Raw genomic sequence first — 15,154 nt, 5'->3', positions numbered from 1 at the left:
GGTCAAGCCTCAGATCAAGCTCTTGAAGCCGTCCGAGCTGCTGCTCTCGGTGTCGGAGTACGCCTGCGAGGAAGCTTGAACGGCGGCGCTGTGCGCCTCCATGCAGGCGATCAGCTCAGCCGTGCTCGCCATGTGGTTCGTCGTTGCCGCCATGTACGCGGCGACGAAAGGCGCGCCGATCGGGCCGAGGCCGGCCATCATCGGAGCTTGGAACATGCTCGGGTCGAACGCGCTCGCGCCGGCGAGCTGCGCGGCCATCGCCTGCGTCTGCGCCGCGTGCTGGAGCATGGCATCCGCGCTCGAACTCATTTTTCCTGACATGAGGAATACCCCCTTCGTGCTCGTCGGCCCGATCCCTCATTCCCGTTCGAGAAAAGATCGGCCGAAGTCGTTGCTGCCGTCAGCCTTGACAATCTCTATTATGACTCACGCTGGCCAGACGACCGGCTGAGCAACACTGTATACGGTTCCCTTCTGACGCGCAACCAATACCGAGAAGAATTTTTATGGTCGGCCGCTCAGCCTCGTGCGGCACTTGTGACATGCTACGATCCCCCGAAAGGAGCATGGAATCCGACGCTCGCCGACTTGCGGAGCGACAGGATCGCGCCTGGGCGTAGTCCGATGAGGGAGAAGCAGCATGAACGCATCGCGGACGGACGGGCCGCTTGCCCGGCCCCCGCCGAGGGCGGGGCCGTTCTCATCGACCTCACCGAGAGCGTGGTGCGGTCCGTCCACGGCGGAGCCGTGGTCGAGTGGCCGACGACGATCGGCTATCTCGACCCGCAGAGCACCGATCCGAACCAGATCGTCGCGGGCGAGCCGATCATGCGTGCGCTCGGGACGAATCCGCTCGCAGGTGTGCGATTGCTCCCGACGCTCGTCGACGTGTCCCATGTTCTGCTCAACAACCGCCCGCACGCGGTCGGCGACTTGCTGACGAGGCTGCTAGCTCCCGCCCTCCCGGCCAAAGCCGCCGCAGACGACCCCGAAATCGTGGTCGCCCACCCGAGCACGTGGGGCCGCCCGCGTGCCGAAGTGCTCCGGATGGCCGCCGCCAAGCTCGGGGCGCGGTGCTCGGTGCTCCCCCGCGCCCTGGCGCTCGCCCAAGCCCTGGCCGCCCCTGCCGCGCGCGTGGTCGCAGTCATCGAAGCGCAGGCGAGCTCGGTCGACATCTCGCTGCTCACGAGCAGCGACGGAGCTTGGACGCAAGTGGAGAGCCGCCGCCTCTGCCCTCAGTTGGGGATCTCCTTGTCGGAGATGGGAGGCGACGTCGCGGGCGAACTCTCCGACATGCTCCAAGAGAAGATCGGCAAGAACGACTGCTCGAAAACTCTGGACCGGCTTATCGTCGACGCGCCGCCCCGGCTCGCGGAGGCTATCGTCGCGCAGATTCATCAGAACGACCCCGGCTTCGACCGAATCGTCGCCGCGCCGCGCGACGGAGCCCTGCGCGGGCTTGCCGGTCCCGCCGCACGCCAGGCAGAAGCGCCCGAGCCAAAGACCGTCTCGCAGCAGTCGCCCATCGCGTCGAAGCCGACCGCCGCGCAGCCCTCGTCTCCCCCGCTGCCTCTTCCCGGCATGCCCGCCGCGACGGCTCGGGGCGACGCGGCCGCCCCATCGCATCCGCAGCCCCACTCCCCGCAAGGCGTTCCCCCGTACCAACCCGAGCGGCAGGCTCCGCAGACCGCGCAGCCGCGGTACGGCAGGGCCCCGTATATTCCGCAGCAGCTCGCCTCCGCCGAACAGCGGAGCCCGGAACCTGACCTTCCGCAGGCCGGAGCGGCCTCGTTGGCTTCAGCGGCGTTCAGCTCGTCGATTGAAGCCTCGTTCCCCGAGCCCAAGAGATCGCCCTCCCCTGCTGTCTTGATCGGTATTGCGATGACGCTGGTGGTCGTTCTCGGAGGCGGCGCGATTGCCTGGTTCGCGACGAGGAGCGACGGTGTCGCCGCTCCACCCGCGCACATCACGACCGACCCCGGAGCCACGACGAAGCAAGTGGAAGTGCAAGACCCCGATTCGAACGGCGCGGTGCTGTTTCATTTCCAGTTGCCTGCGCACTGGGAGCAGACGAATTCCAGCGCTTGCCCGTCGTCGAAGCCAGGATCTTCCGAAGGGCATTCCTTCCGGTCCGCCCCGCATTTCTTCCACGATCCGAACGATTCCTGCACAGAGATCGCCGTCAGCTACGAAGGCATCGACGCACAAGCCACCCTGCAATCTGTGGGCGAAAGCTTCCGTCAGCAGATGGACGAGAGTTCTGGCCACTTCACGAATCTGCAATTCGGGGTCCAGCATGGCGCGAATTCGTTCAACTCGTACGACCAGCCAGACCGCAACGCGAGCTGGTTCCTCTACGTGGCCCCGCACAAGGACAGCAAATTGCTGATCTCGATCGGCTGCCGCAACAACGCCCGAGGCGCAGCGTGCGAGAAGGCGCTCCAGACCCTCAAGGCCATGCCGTAAGACATCACGTGCCGCTCAATCGAGTAATCGCTGATTCTCGGGGAGCCTGCTGGGCTTCTCCCGTTTGCGAGAGGACGAGCCCAGGGCGCGGCGAGCTGACGAGGGGACGCCCCCGCGAGTTCTGCGAGCGGGGAAGAACCTCAATACTGAGAGCGCTGTTGGCGGGACATCGCCATGGGGAAATCGTCGGCGATCAGAGCCGCGAGCTCGACAAAGGACCGGCGCGTGCTCCGGTGCAGCTGGTCGAGCTCGATTTCGGCCCCCTCGGAGAGGTGGTCGTCGAACGGAATGATCTGCACCGCGCGGCAACGCACCAAGAAGTGCTGGCGAAGCTGGTTGAGATCCAACGTCGGGGACCCCGGCCGCGACGAGCTCACGACGACAACCGTGCGCGCGACGAGCTGGTCGTACCCATGGTGCAGCAGCCAGTCCAACGTCGCCCCGGCGCTCCGCGCTCCGTCGAGAGCTGGCGAGGTGACCAGCACGAGGGCATGGGCGAGGTCCAAAACGCCTTTCATCGCCGAATGCATCAAACCCGTGCCGCAGTCGGTCAAGATGACGTTGTAGAAGCGCTGCAGGATCTTGATCACGCCGCGGTAATCCCGCTCGCTGAACGCCTCGGAAATCGCCGGGTCCCGCTCGCTCGCCAGCACCTCCAACCGGCTGGACGACTGCGAAGTGTGCGCCCTGACGTCGGAGTACCGGTAGATCGAAGTGTCGACCAACAGGTCGCGCACTGTCGAGTTGCTCTGCCGAGGAATACGCGAGCCCAAGGTGCCGAGGTCGGGGTTCGCGTCGACGGCGATGACGCGGTCGCCTCGGAGCGAGGCGAACGTGGAGCCGAGCCCCACCGTGGTGGTCGTCTTGCCGACTCCGCCCTTCAACGACAAGATCGCGATCCGGTAGTCGCCCTGGATCGGCTGGTTGATCCGGTTGACCAACGTGCGGTACTGCAGATCGTCGCGCGGGCCCTGCCTGCCGAATGCGTCCCGAAGCCGTCGCCCGATCCCAGGCCCCCGGTTTCCCGGCGAGCTGATCAGGTTGAGATTGTCGACAGAGGGCGACATCGGGTCGAAGTCGTCATGCTGCCACACGCCGGTGTTGAACTCCGGGCCGAAACCCCCGCTCTGGTCGAAGCCCTGGAACTCGCCGCCCCTCGGAGCTTCCGGCTGCTGGTCCCAACCGCCTTGCTGGCTGGGGTCGTAGCCTTGCTGCTGGTCCCAACCGCCCTGGTGGACAGGGTCGTGTCCCTGCTGGTGGTAGGCCTGATTCGGGTCGTACGCCTGCTGCTGGTCCCAACCGCCCTGCTGCGGATACCCCTGGCTCGGATCGTACCCCTGCTGAGGGTACGCATGGCTCGGGTCTTGGGCTGGCTGCGGCTGTCCGGGGAACGCGTAGGGCGACGGCTGCGGAACCTGCCCCGTGCGGCCCTGCTGCCCGGCCGCGTCCTGGTCCCACGCGGGCTGGTGCCCTCCGTGGGCCGCGCGCGGATCCTGCTGCCCTTGCGGTTGCGCCGACCACGCCCCAGGCGCTCCGGGCCAGCCCTGCGGACCTTGAGCCTGATGTTCAACGCCCTGCCCCGGCTGTTCTTGATTCGGATCCGGCCACGCGGGTTGCCCCGCTTGCGGCCAAGCAGACTGACCAGGGTCCGGCCACGCGGCTTGCCCGTCTTGCGGCCAAGCCGAAGCACCAGGCCACTGCTGACCGCCTTGGTCCGGTTTGCTCTCAGTCAACTGCAAGCCCCCAAACGCTTCTCGAGTGCACGAGGAGAGATGCTACGCCGCACGACCAAATCGCGCTTGGCAGCGCATGCCGCTTCGCAAGGCGATCCGTCCGGAACGGCGAGCTAGCCGGAGTTCCCGCGAGAAGCATTCCGTTTCCATCCTCTATATACGTCCTCAACCGTCCGCCCCTGGGGGCGGCGGTGCCTTCCCCGCCGCAGTCGGACCGGGCGAGGGACAAGCCGTGCCTCATCTTACCCGCCCCGCGCAGCGCGACTGCGGCAGGAGCGCGGTTCCTGGAGGAATGATCGCTCCCCGGCGCTTCACCCGGAGGGCCGACCGCGCTACTCCAAGGCGCGGACCTGCCCCGGCAAGCGCCAGCGCCCCGCAAAAGAGCTCTTTCACTTGGTGTTATGCTCACGTGAGTAAGAAAGTTTACCGCGACGACGCGAAGCCTCAGCGCACAACACGAAGAGGGACGTGAACACTATCGTCAGACAACGAGGAAGGAGGGCGTGTTGTCCTTAGCTTCATCATTGAACGGGTCCATCTCGGTCAAATCCTCGGTGTCCGGGCTGCCGCTTGCCGTGCACATCGAGACCAGCGAAGTGCGCAGGCTCAGTCCGGAAGCTTTGGCCCAGGAGATCATGCGTTTGAACCATCTCGCCACTCGGCGCGCGCAACACCAGTATCGTACGATTCTCGAAGCGGATAAATCGAGCGTTTGGTCCAAGCGCGACCTGGACGAACTCGGCTATCCGACGAAAGAGCAGCTCGCCCGCGAGGAAGCGATCCTCAGCTTCGACGAGGAGGAGGTGCCGGAGACGTGGCTGAGAAAAGTATGACCGAACCGCAGCAGCGGTCCGCCTCGCCCCCGCCGAGGAAGCTGGCGACGCCGGAAGATTTCATGCCGCAGTTCGGCGTCGACGTCAAAGAGGTGATCCGCCTCGCGAAGGCTCGCCTTGAGAAGATGTACGCGACCGAGGAAGCCCTGAAAAAGATCCGCGTGCGGCATACCTCCGAAGACGAGGCGTGCACCGTGGAGGTGGACGGGATGGGCAAGCTCCTTTCCCTCTCGCTGAACCATCGGATCTCCAACTTGTCCGGGCCCGAAGTCGGGGCGCTTGTCGCGAAGACCTGCGCCGACGCGGCACGTTCCGCGCTGATCCAGTTCAACGACATCGTGGACGAGTTCAACGACACCATCCACGACGACGCGAACTTCTCCCGCGAGAAGTATCCGGACGTTTATTAGAGCCTCTGGCCTTCATTCTGGCGGCGGGACCAACGGTGCTCTCGTGTCGCGGGTGCGCAGGTTCCTCGCGGCCCACTCCGATTCCGGCGGGTAGTCCACTCCGGTGAGGCAAAGCCCGTGCCCTGGCGCGACAGCGATCTCGCTGGAGCGCGACGGAGCCGTGAGCAGAGCTGCGGCCCAGCCGGGCTCGCGCCTTCCTTCGGCCACGGCGGTCACCGCTCCGATCAAAGAGCGGCACATCGACCAGCAGAACGCGTCAGCGCTGATCCTCGCGGTGAGCAGCGGTCCATCCTCGGTCCAGTCGAACCGCTGAAGTTCTCGAATCGTTGTGGACCCTGGGCGGGGGCGGCAGAACGCGGCGAAGTCGTGCAATCCCACAAGGGCGGCCGAGGCGGCGTTCAACAAGCCGAGGTCGAGCGGCCTCCCCCACGGCACGACCTCTCGCGCCCGCAACGGGTCCGCGCCGTGCGGGGCCCTGGTGATCTGATAACGATAATGCCTGCGCAGCGCCGAGAACCTCGCGTCGAACTGCTTCGACACCTCGCGCGCGGCCAGCACCCGCACATCCGAGGGGAGCATTCTGGCGAGTTTGCGCACGAGCTTGTCCGGCGGCAGTCGGCCCGACACGAGTTCGGCGCTCACATCCACATGGGCGACTTGCCCAGTGGCATGGACTCCGGAGTCGGTCCTGCCAGCCACTGTGAGCTGGGCGGGAGCCTGGAACAGCCTGCCCAAGGCCGCTTCGATCGTCCCCGCGACTGTGCGCCTGCCCGGCTGGCGCGCCCATCCGGAGAACTCGGTCCCGTCGTACGCGATGTCCAGGCGCAACCGGACAGTGTTGGGATCGGCGCTGTCAACAGAAAAATCCCGTTGCCCGCCGCGAACGGCGTGCAACGGGACTTCTCGTGGGAAACTCCCCAGGTCAGTCAGCCTGCTCTGCTTCGGCAGCTGCGGCCTCGACGACCGGCTCCTCAGTCTTCGGCTCCTCAGCCTTCACGGCCTTCGGCTCCTCGGCCTTCGCCTTCGAGGCGGAAACGCGACGAGCCCGGTCGGCCTCGTCCGTCGCCGTCTTCTCGCGAAGCAGCTCGATCACGGCCATCGGGGCGTTGTCGCCCTTGCGCGGCTCGGTCTTCACGATCCGCGTGTAGCCGCCGTCCCGGTCGCTGTAGAACGGGCCGATCTCCGCGAAGAGCTGATGAACAACGCTCTTGTCGCGAATGACCTTGAGCACCTCGCGACGGTCGGCCAGCGTGCCCGCCTTCGCTTTGGTGACAAGCTTCTCGGCGTACGGGCGCAACCGCCGCGCCCGAGCCTCGGTCGTCTTGATCCGACCGTGCTCGAAGAGCGAGGTGGCGAGATTCGCCAAGATAGATTTCTCGTGTGAGGCGGACCCGCCAAGGCGCGGGCCGCGAGCTGGTTTTGGCATGGTGTGCCGTCCTTTACAGGGTAGCCGTCTTACAGGTCTTCTGTCTCGGCGAAGTCTTCTCCGTCGAGATCGTCGGTGTCTTCCTCATCTTCCCCGTCCCACGCCGTGTCCTCATCGAAGTCGATGTTGGAGGGGTCGAAGTTCGCGGGGCTGTCCTTCAGCGCGAGCCCGAGGGTGTAGAGCTTGAGCTTGACCTCGTCGATGGACTTCTGGCCGAAGTTGCGGATGTCCAAGAGGTCGGACTCGGAGCGGGCCACAAGCTCGCCGATCGTGTGCACGCCCTCACGCTTCAAGCAGTTGTAGGAGCGCACAGTCAGGTGCAGGTCCTCGATCGGCAGGGCGAGCGAGGCGATGTTGTTCGTGGAAGCGGCCACCGCGCCAATCTCGATGCCCTCTGCGGCGAGGTTCAGCTCCCTGGCGAGGCCGAAAAGCTCCACCAAGGTCTTGCCCGCAGAAGCGACGGCGTCGCGCGGGGTGATCGAGCTCTTGCTCTCCACGTCCAGGATCAGCCGGTCGAAGTCGGTGCGCTGCTCGACGCGGGTGGCCTCCACCTGGTAGGTCACCTTGAGCACCGGAGAGTAGATCGAGTCCACCGGAATCCGGCCGATCTCCGCGCCAGAGTCCTTGTTCTGCACAGCCGGCACGTAGCCTCGGCCGCGCTCGACGACGAGCTCCATCTCCAGCTTGCCCTTGTCGTTCAGCGTGGCGATGTGGGTGTCGGGCTTGGTGATCGTGACGCCGGAGGGCGCGACGATGTCGGCCGCAGTCACCGGGCCGGGGCCCTGCTTGCGCAGGTACAGCGTCGCGGGCTCGTCCTCGACGGAAGAGACTTCAAGGCCCTTCACGTTCAAGACGATCTCGGTGACGTCCTCTTTCACACCGGCGATGGTGGTGAACTCGTGCAGCACGCCGTCAATCCGGATGCTGGTCACCGCCGCGCCGGGGATCGACGACAGCAGAGTCCGCCGCAGCGAGTTGCCGAGCGTGTAGCCGAAGCCGGGCTCGAGCGGCTCGATGACGAACCGGGAGCGGTATTCGCTCACCACTTCCTCGGTGAGCACGGGGCGCTGAGAAATCAGCATAGGAAATTTCCTCCTTCATGACGCCCGCTATATGACGCCAAGTGGGGTCGCATGTGGACAGTACTGTCTGTGGATTACTTCGAGTAGAACTCGACGATGAGCTGCTCCTGCAGCGGCACGTCGATCTGCTCGCGGACGGGCTCTGCGTGCACGAAGATCCGCAGGGTGTCCGGGACGACCTGCAACCAGCCCGGGACCGGACGGTCGCCGAAGAGCTCGCGGGCGATCTCGAAGGGGTCCGCGTGGGTGGACTGCTCGCGCACGTCGATGATGTCGTACTGGCTCACCCGGTAGCTGGGCACGTCCACCCGCTTCTGGTTGACCAGGAAGTGCCCGTGGGTGACGAGCTGGCGGGCGTGGCGGCGCGTGCGGGCGAGGCCGGCGCGGTAGATCACGTTGTCCAGGCGGGTCTCGAGGATGCGCAGCAGGTTCTCACCGGTCTTGCCGGTGCGGCGGTGCGCCTCTTCGTAGTAGTTCCGGAACTGGCGCTCCATGACGCCGTAGGTGAACCGCGCCTTCTGCTTCTCCTGCAGCTGGGTGAGGTATTCGCTCTCCTTGACGCGGGAGCGGCCGTGCTGGCCGGGCGGGTAGGAGCGGCGCTCGAACGCCTTGTCTCCGCCGACCAGGTCCACGCGCAGGCGGCGCGAACGGCGAGTGATGGGTCCTGTGTAACGAGCCATGTTTCTTTCCCTTTCCCCTAGACCCGGCGACGCTTCGGCGGACGGCAGCCGTTGTGGGGCTGCGGGGTGACGTCGGAGATGTTGCCGACCTCGAGGCCTGCGGCCTGGAGGGAACGGATCGCGGTCTCACGGCCGGAGCCGGGGCCCTTGACGAAGACGTCGACCTTCTTCAGGCCGTGCTCCTGAGCCTTGCGCGCCGCGTTCTCGGCGGCCAGCTGCGCGGCGAAGGGGGTGGACTTGCGGGAGCCCTTGAACCCGACGTGACCGGACGAAGCCCACGCGATGACGTTGCCCTCGGGGTCGGTGATCGAGACGATCGTGTTGTTGAACGTGGACTTGATGTGTGCGGCTCCGTTCGGGACATTCTTCTTTTCCCGACGACGGACCTTCTTCACGCCTGCGGCGCGGTTCTTCGGTGGCATGGTTTACCTGGCCTTCTTCTTGCCGGCGATGGTCTTCTTGGGGCCCTTGCGGGTACGGGCGTTCGTCTTGGTGCGCTGGCCGCGGACCGGGAGCCCGCGCCGGTGGCGCAGCCCCTGGTAGCAACCGATCTCGACCTTGCGGCGGATGTCCGCCTGCACCTCGCGGCGCAGGTCGCCTTCCACTTTCAGGGAGTTCTCGATGTACTCGCGGAGCACCGCGACGTCGCCGTCGGTCAGATCCTTCGTCCGAAGGTCGGGCGAGAGGCCGGTCGCGGCCAAGATCTCTTTCGACTTGGTGCGGCCAATGCCGTAGATGTAGGTGAGCGCGATCTCCAGGCGCTTATCGCGCGGGAGGTCGACTCCTGCCAAACGAGCCATTCGGCTCTGTCCTTTCACTCGTCGGAGGTCTGCTCCTCGCCCGTCCCCGCAGGCGGTGCGGGGCCCCGGCCTCCGAGCCGGGGGCGACCTCAGCCGAGGCTGAGGAGGCGCGAGAAGTTTTCTGTGCTTTTCGGGTCGCTTTGGCTGCGGCAGGGCACTGCCGTCCCGCGCTCCCATGCGGTCGGTCCACGCCGCATGCGGTGTTTGCGTGTCTCTTGATCGCTTCGGCCTTCGGCCCGCGATCCTAGCCCTGACGCTGCTTGTGGCGCAGGTTCTCGCAGATCACCATGACCCGGCCATGCCGCCGGATCACTTTGCACTTGTCGCAGATCCGCTTGACGCTCGGTTGCACCTTCACGTTTGGATCTCCTGTTTTCTTGCCATTACTTGTACCGGTACACAATCCGCCCTCGGGACAGGTCGTACGGGGAAAGCTCGACGACGACCCGGTCCTCCGGCAGAATGCGGATGTAGTGCTGCCGCATCTTGCCACTGATATGGGCGAGGACTTTGTGACCATTGTCCAGCTCAACGCGAAATGTCGCGTTGGGCAATGGTTCGACCACTCGTCCTTCAACCTCGATGGCGCCGTCTTTTTTAGCCATGACCTCCACGATCCGTGCCGTTTGTGGATTACCCTGGACGGCGAGGACGAGCCAATCGCGTGACGAAACAGTGATAGCCTCAAAAGAGAAACCGCGCGCAACACCGACTGGCACGCCTTGCGCGCCGTTGGTCTATGCTACGCGGCACCAGTTGAACTTGCAAATTTCGAGGTCAGACCCTCACTTGCCGAAGAGCCCGAAGACCGCGCCCTGCGGGTCGCGCAGCACGGCGACCCTCCTGGCCTCCCCGACTGCCACAGGTTCGACCAGCGTCTCGGCCCCGCGACCGACGGCCGCCGCCGCCGTCGCGTCCAGTTCCGCCACCTCGAAGTACGGCTTCCAGCCGCCCTCGCCGCGCGCGATCCCGCCGAAATGCTCGCCGCCGAGGCCCACATGGGCGTAATGCGGGTCCCGGTCCACCGACCAACCGAGCGCGTCGGCGTAGAACCCGATCACGCGGTCCGGATCGGGCGTGGACAGCTCGGCCCATCCCATCGAGCCCGGCCGCCCCCACACGCCGAACCCCGGAAAAGCGTCGGGCTGCCAGAGCGTGAACGTCGCGCCGAGCGGGTCCGCCACAAAAACGAAAGTCCCGAGGTCGAAAACCCGCTGCGGGCCAAGCAGCGTTCTCCCGCCCAGCTCCGCGACGGCCTTCGCGGAAGCCGCCGCGTCGTCCGTGGCGAAAGAGACCACCCACTGGGGCTGCTGCCCGGCGACATAGGCGGGGCCGATTGCCGACACGGTCTTGCCTCCGAGCGTGAGCGGCGTGTACCCGCCCGAGGCGTGCTCAGGGTCCGGGGCCGGCTCCCAGCCGAACAGCCCGGCATAGAACTCGATCGAAGCAGCGGGATCAGTGGTATGCAGCTCCACAAAAACTGGCCGGGACACGCCGAATAGTATAGGCCGACGTGAGCACTTTGGAAATGCTGCTGCGTGTTGTGACCGGCGTCGGGCTCGGCACTCTGATCGGCATCGAGCGCCAATACCGGTCTCGGCGCGCGGGGCTGCGCACGAACGCCTTGGTCGCAGTCGGATCGACGCTTTTCGTGCTGCTCTCGGCTCACGGCTTCTCCGGAGGGGCCGCCGACCCGACCCGGGTCGCGGCGCAGATCGTTTCCGGCATCGGCTTCCTCGGCGGCGGCGTCATCCTGCGCGACGGCTTCTCCGTGCGCGGTTTGAACACGGCGGCGACGCTCTGGTGCACGGCGGCGGTGGGCGCGCTCGCCGGAGCGGGCCTGTACTCCACCGCCGTCGTCGGGACAGCGGCGGTCGTCGCCGTCAACATCCTCCTGCGCTTGCTCGGGCTGCAGATCGACCGCTTCCCCGCCTCCGAGCGGACCGATCCGGAAGACCGCGCCGTGATCTACGAGGTCGTCGCCACCGTCAAGCCCAAGGCCGCCATCCGGGTCCGGGCGCAGCTGCTCCAGGCTCTCGGCCGCTCCGATTTCCAGCTTATCGCGATGACCAGCACCGACACCGACCAAGACGGCCTCGTCGAGGTGCGCGCGGAATTCTCCGCCGAGCACAGGGAGGACCGCCAGCTCGAACTCGTGACCGGCCCGCTCAGCCTCGAGCCGTCCGTCGGAAGCGTGCGATGGGGAGTGCGCGCAGAAGGCGAATGATAAAGATTTGATTATATCTTGGATTCTTTTTATGAATTAAGTTATGTGTTCTCTAAATATAATTTCTCTATAATTGGAGAACCAGCGCGCTAATGTATATTCAGCAAGATGGCCGATGTCAGCGTGGACATACAGCGCTCGCGAGCGCAGCCGAAGCGTCCGCTTCGGCGACCCAATCGTAAGCACGAGCCTATCCTGCGCCCTCAGGATTGGGCCTATCTCCTGATCGCGGTCCTCTGGATCGCTGCGGCCACGTACGTGCTCACCTCGAAGGACGTGGCGCTCCCAGCCGGGAATAAAGAGCCGAAGCAGCCTCCGCTCGCCAGCTTGAGCCTCTCCTCGAACGCCAAGAACGTCACCTACGAAGTGCTCGCGCAGCCGGGGCAAGAAGTGACGGTGTCCTATTTGGACGAGAAAACTCAGACTCAGCTTTTCGTCGGCCCAGCGCCCTGGCGGAGCATCGTGACCACTCGTGACATCGGCTTCGCGGCAGGCGTGACCGCGCTCACCAAAAGCGGCCCCCTGAGCTGCCGGATCAGCGTCGACGGCCAGGTCGTCGACGAGAAGTCCGGCAGCGGCGACCATCCGTCGGTCAGCTGCAACTTAGTGGGATTCCAAAAACTTCCCATCTGAAAACTTCCCTGTCTGAAACTGAAAAACCCAAGCCGGAAAGCCCTACATGACACCAGACGGCCGTATCTCCTCGCTTGTCGCGAAGTTCGCCTTGCCCATCGTCGCCCTCTGGCTCCTCGCAGCGGCCGTCCTCAACCTCGTCGCCCCGCCGTTCTCGAGTCTGATCAAGGAGCACGACCGGCCGCTTTTCCCGACCAACACCGAGTCCGGGGCCGCGCTCGCCCGCATCGGCAAGGCATTCGGCGAGTCGATCACGAACAACCAGGCCGTCCTCATCGTGGAGAAGGACAAGCCGATGGGCGACGCGGACCGGAAATACCGGCTCGATCTGCTCCACCTGCTGACGGCGGACAAGCAGCATGTGGAGTCGGTCTTCGACATGTGGTCCGACCCGCAGCTGGCGGCGGCGGTGGAAAGCCCGGACAAAGAGCTCGCTTATCTCCAGATGAACCTTGCGGGCGACATCGGCTCCCCAAAAGGGTACGACGCGGTCGAAGCCGTGCAGTCGATCGTCGACTCGACCCCCAAACCTCCGGGGTCCGCGTCTATATCGCGGGGATGGGCCAAGGCGCGGTCGATCAGATCAACGCCGTCCTCGCCGACTCGTCCTGGCTCGCGGTGGTGTCCGCCGTGCTCATCGCGATCCTGCTCCTCCTGATCTACCGGTCGCCATCGGTCACCCTCCTCTCCCTCATCACTCTCGGGCTCGTCATCGCCGTGGCCATTCCCGCCGTGAACCTGCTGGTGAAGGCCACGCTCCTGCCGACCTCGCTGTTCACGAACGCGATCATGGGGGCCCTTCTGATCGGAGCGGCCACCGATTACTCGATCTTCTTCATCGGCCGCTACCAAGAGGGCAGACGCGCCGGAAAGAGCGTCGAGCGCGCGTACCGCGCCGCGTATCGAGGAGTCGCCCCAGTCATCCTCGCCTCCGGCCTCACCGTGAGCGGCGGGATGGCGTGTATGGGCTTCGCGCAGCTCGACGTCCTCAAATCCTTGGGCCTGCCGTGCGCCTTCGGCCTCGCCATCGCGACGCTGTACTCGGTCACCGCAACTCCCGCGATGCTGCTCATCGGGGCCAAACGGTTCGGCCTGTTCGATCCGGGCAAGCACGGCGAGACCACCTCGATCTGGCGGCGCGTCGGAGTCCGGGTCGCCCGCTGGCCGAAGCCGGTCTGCGCGGCCGCCTGCGGGACGCTGGCGGTGTTCATGCTGGCGATCCCCACGGCAGAGTTCAACTACGACGAGATCGCTTTCATCCCGAAGAAGCTGCAGAGCGTGGAAGGCATGCAAGCGATGCAGAGCCATTTCCCCTCGACTCAGCTCTACCCCGACACCGTGCTCATCCAGTCCACGCACGACCTGCGCAATTCCTCGGACATCGGACTGCTCGACCAGGTCGCGCAACGGGTCAGCCAGATGCCCGACGTCACCGCCGTCCAGTGGCTGACCCGGCCGACGGGGGTCCCGCTCACGCAGACCTCGCTGGGCTACGGCATCGGCTACGCCGGTGCGATGCTCTCGCAGAACGCCGCGCTCATCAAAGACCGAGTCGCCCAGCTGCACACGCTCACCGACAATTTGAACGCGATCATCGACACTATCGACGGGCTCCAGGGCAAGCTTGACGCGGCGGGACGGCAAACCGGCGGGTTGAAGAGTTCGTCCTCGCAGCTCACAACCAATTTCAACAAGCTCAACAGCCAACTGCACGCGCTGCGCAAGCTGCTGCAGCCCGCGATCGACACAACGGCGGCCAACGACCTCAAACAGTGCCTCGGCGATCAAGAATGCCTCGGGGCGGCGAAGGCCGCGCGCGGAGCCATCGCCGGTTTCGCCACCGCGGACCAGCTCTCCAAGAGCCTGAAACAGCTGCAGAGCCTGGTGTCCTCGGTCGGCGAGGGCATCGCGAGCTCCTCCGCTTCGATTCCGGTGCTCACCGGCTCGCTCAGCCAATTGCGCGACACGGTGGCCGCGGTCAACGCCGCCGTGGAGCCCCTCGTCGCCCAGCTGGGCATCGTCGCCTACCTCATGCAGGACATCGGCAAATCTTCGGCGGGCAACGGCTCCTTCTTCTACTTCCCCGCCGCGCTTTTGGGCGACCCGAGGATCAAACCCTACGTGAACGTCATGTTCTCGCCGGACGGCAAGAGCACCCGCATGATCGTCATGGGCAAGAGCTCGAGTTACAGCTCCGTCGGCATGGCCCGCGCAGGACAGCTCGGACCGACCGCGACGGCGGCGCTGAAGGGCACCCCGCTCGAGGGGAGCGTGGTCAGCGTGAGCGGGGCCGCCGCGATGGTCGCCGACACGCACACGATCCTCGAGCATGACGAGAAGGTCCTGCTCGTCGCGGCGCTGACCGTGATCTTCACTGTCGTGCTGTTCCTGCTGCGCAGCGTGGTCGCGGCGAGCATCGTCATCGTCTCCGTGGCGATCTCGTTCCTTTCGACGCTGGGCGTGAGCGTGCTGGTCTGGCAACACCTGCTCGGCCTCCAGCTGCACTGGTCGATCCCTGCCGCAGTCTTCGCGGTGCTCGTCGCGGTCGGGGCGGACTACAACCTGCTCGTCGTCTCCCGCTTCAAAGAGGAGATGGGGGCCGGGGTCAGAACCGGCGTCATCCGATCGGTCGCGGGCACCGGCGGCGTGGTCACCACGGCGGGCATGGTGTTCGCGATGACGACGTTCAGCCTTCTGGGCTCGAGCCTGCTCCACCTCGCCCAGCTCGGTTTCACCATCGGCATAGGCCTGGTCATCGACACCTTTGTGGTGCGCACGTTCATCGTGCCGACGCTCGCGGTCATGCTCGGCGAGAAGTTCTGGTGGCCGATGCGCCTGAAGGACCTCCCGGCCTAACGCTTGCT

At 65.6% G+C, this 15,154-nt stretch carries 16 protein-coding genes and 1 pseudogene; 6 read left to right on the top strand and 11 right to left on the bottom strand.

Annotated features, from left to right (window positions below):
* Positions 1-9: 9 nt before the first annotated feature.
* Complete coding sequence (locus HMPREF9336_RS10180; protein ID WP_244431654.1) at positions 10-309, bottom strand: hypothetical protein; 300 nt, start codon at positions 307-309, stop codon at positions 10-12.
* 315 nt (positions 310-624) lie between these two features.
* Here HMPREF9336_RS10180 and HMPREF9336_RS10175 point away from each other — a divergent pair, with 315 nt between their 5' ends.
* On the top strand, positions 625-2,466 hold the full coding sequence (locus HMPREF9336_RS10175) for a hypothetical protein (RefSeq protein ID WP_021030470.1): 1,842 nt from the start codon (positions 625-627) through the stop codon (positions 2,464-2,466).
* 140 nt (positions 2,467-2,606) lie between these two features.
* Here HMPREF9336_RS10175 and HMPREF9336_RS10170 read toward each other — a convergent pair whose 3' ends face one another.
* Positions 2,607-4,199, bottom strand: coding sequence for a nucleotide-binding protein (locus tag HMPREF9336_RS10170; protein ID WP_244431653.1), 1,593 nt, complete (start codon positions 4,197-4,199; stop codon positions 2,607-2,609).
* 503 nt (positions 4,200-4,702) lie between these two features.
* On the opposite strand from HMPREF9336_RS10170, the gene HMPREF9336_RS10165 reads away from it, so the two are divergent.
* A complete protein-coding gene (locus HMPREF9336_RS10165) occupies positions 4,703-5,032 on the top strand; it encodes a hypothetical protein (protein ID WP_007466660.1) in 330 nt (109 codons plus the stop codon).
* On the top strand, positions 5,014-5,442 hold the full coding sequence (locus HMPREF9336_RS10160; protein ID WP_021030467.1) for a YbaB/EbfC family nucleoid-associated protein: 429 nt from the start codon (positions 5,014-5,016) through the stop codon (positions 5,440-5,442). Before HMPREF9336_RS10165 ends, HMPREF9336_RS10160 begins: the two co-directional genes overlap by 19 nt.
* A 12-nt stretch (positions 5,443-5,454) precedes the next feature.
* On the opposite strand, the gene truA is transcribed toward HMPREF9336_RS10160, so the two are convergent.
* The 9 genes from truA to HMPREF9336_RS10115 all read right to left on the bottom strand — a co-directional run bounded on the left by truA (position 5,455) and on the right by HMPREF9336_RS10115 (position 10,923).
* A complete protein-coding gene (gene truA / locus HMPREF9336_RS10155; protein WP_007466657.1) occupies positions 5,455-6,336 on the bottom strand; it encodes a tRNA pseudouridine(38-40) synthase TruA in 882 nt (293 codons plus the stop codon).
* A gap of 28 nt (positions 6,337-6,364) precedes the next feature.
* Positions 6,365-6,868 (bottom strand): 50S ribosomal protein L17, encoded by a 504-nt coding sequence (rplQ, locus tag HMPREF9336_RS10150; RefSeq protein ID WP_007466655.1) that lies wholly within the window; start codon positions 6,866-6,868, stop codon positions 6,365-6,367.
* 29 nt (positions 6,869-6,897) lie between these two features.
* Positions 6,898-7,950, bottom strand: a complete 1,053-nt coding sequence (locus HMPREF9336_RS10145) for a DNA-directed RNA polymerase subunit alpha (protein WP_007466652.1) — start codon at positions 7,948-7,950, stop codon at positions 6,898-6,900.
* Between the two features lie 74 nt (positions 7,951-8,024).
* Positions 8,025-8,630: a 30S ribosomal protein S4 gene (rpsD, locus tag HMPREF9336_RS10140; RefSeq protein WP_007466650.1), complete on the bottom strand. Its 606-nt coding sequence runs from the start codon at positions 8,628-8,630 to the stop codon at positions 8,025-8,027.
* 17 nt (positions 8,631-8,647) lie between these two features.
* Positions 8,648-9,052 carry a 30S ribosomal protein S11 gene (gene rpsK / locus HMPREF9336_RS10135; protein ID WP_007466648.1) on the bottom strand — a complete coding sequence of 135 codons (405 nt, stop codon included), beginning with the start codon at positions 9,050-9,052 and terminating at the stop codon, positions 8,648-8,650.
* Positions 9,053-9,055: 3 nt separating this feature from the next.
* The gene (gene rpsM / locus HMPREF9336_RS10130) at positions 9,056-9,430 is read right to left on the bottom strand and encodes a 30S ribosomal protein S13 (protein ID WP_007466647.1); all 375 of its coding nucleotides are present in this window, start codon (positions 9,428-9,430) and stop codon (positions 9,056-9,058) included.
* 244 nt (positions 9,431-9,674) lie between these two features.
* Positions 9,675-9,788, bottom strand: coding sequence for a 50S ribosomal protein L36 (gene rpmJ, locus HMPREF9336_RS10125; protein ID WP_007466645.1), 114 nt, complete (start codon positions 9,786-9,788; stop codon positions 9,675-9,677).
* Between the two features lie 25 nt (positions 9,789-9,813).
* On the bottom strand, positions 9,814-10,035 hold the full coding sequence (infA, locus tag HMPREF9336_RS10120; protein WP_013139397.1) for a translation initiation factor IF-1: 222 nt from the start codon (positions 10,033-10,035) through the stop codon (positions 9,814-9,816).
* A 180-nt stretch (positions 10,036-10,215) separates the two neighbouring features.
* Complete coding sequence (locus HMPREF9336_RS10115; protein ID WP_007466637.1) at positions 10,216-10,923, bottom strand: VOC family protein; 708 nt, start codon at positions 10,921-10,923, stop codon at positions 10,216-10,218.
* A gap of 20 nt (positions 10,924-10,943) precedes the next feature.
* Between HMPREF9336_RS10115 and HMPREF9336_RS10110 the strand changes: the two genes are divergently transcribed.
* The 3 genes and pseudogenes from HMPREF9336_RS10110 to HMPREF9336_RS10100 all read left to right on the top strand — a co-directional run bounded on the left by HMPREF9336_RS10110 (position 10,944) and on the right by HMPREF9336_RS10100 (position 15,146).
* Entirely contained in the window at positions 10,944-11,657 is a 714-nt protein-coding gene (locus HMPREF9336_RS10110; RefSeq protein ID WP_007466635.1) for an MgtC/SapB family protein, read from the top strand.
* Between the two features lie 108 nt (positions 11,658-11,765).
* Positions 11,766-12,290, top strand: coding sequence for an MmpS family transport accessory protein (locus HMPREF9336_RS10105; RefSeq protein WP_007466633.1), 525 nt, complete (start codon positions 11,766-11,768; stop codon positions 12,288-12,290).
* A 46-nt stretch (positions 12,291-12,336) separates the two neighbouring features.
* Positions 12,337-15,146: pseudogene (locus tag HMPREF9336_RS10100) on the top strand (MMPL/RND family transporter).
* The last annotated feature ends 8 nt before the right edge of the window (positions 15,147-15,154 follow it).

The sequence above is a fragment of the Segniliparus rugosus ATCC BAA-974 genome (genome assembly GCF_000185725.2).
Classification (GTDB): domain Bacteria; phylum Actinomycetota; class Actinomycetes; order Mycobacteriales; family Mycobacteriaceae; genus Segniliparus; species Segniliparus rugosus.
The sequence above is the reverse complement of the archived record's forward strand: the minus strand, read 5'-3'. Positions and strand labels throughout refer to the sequence as shown.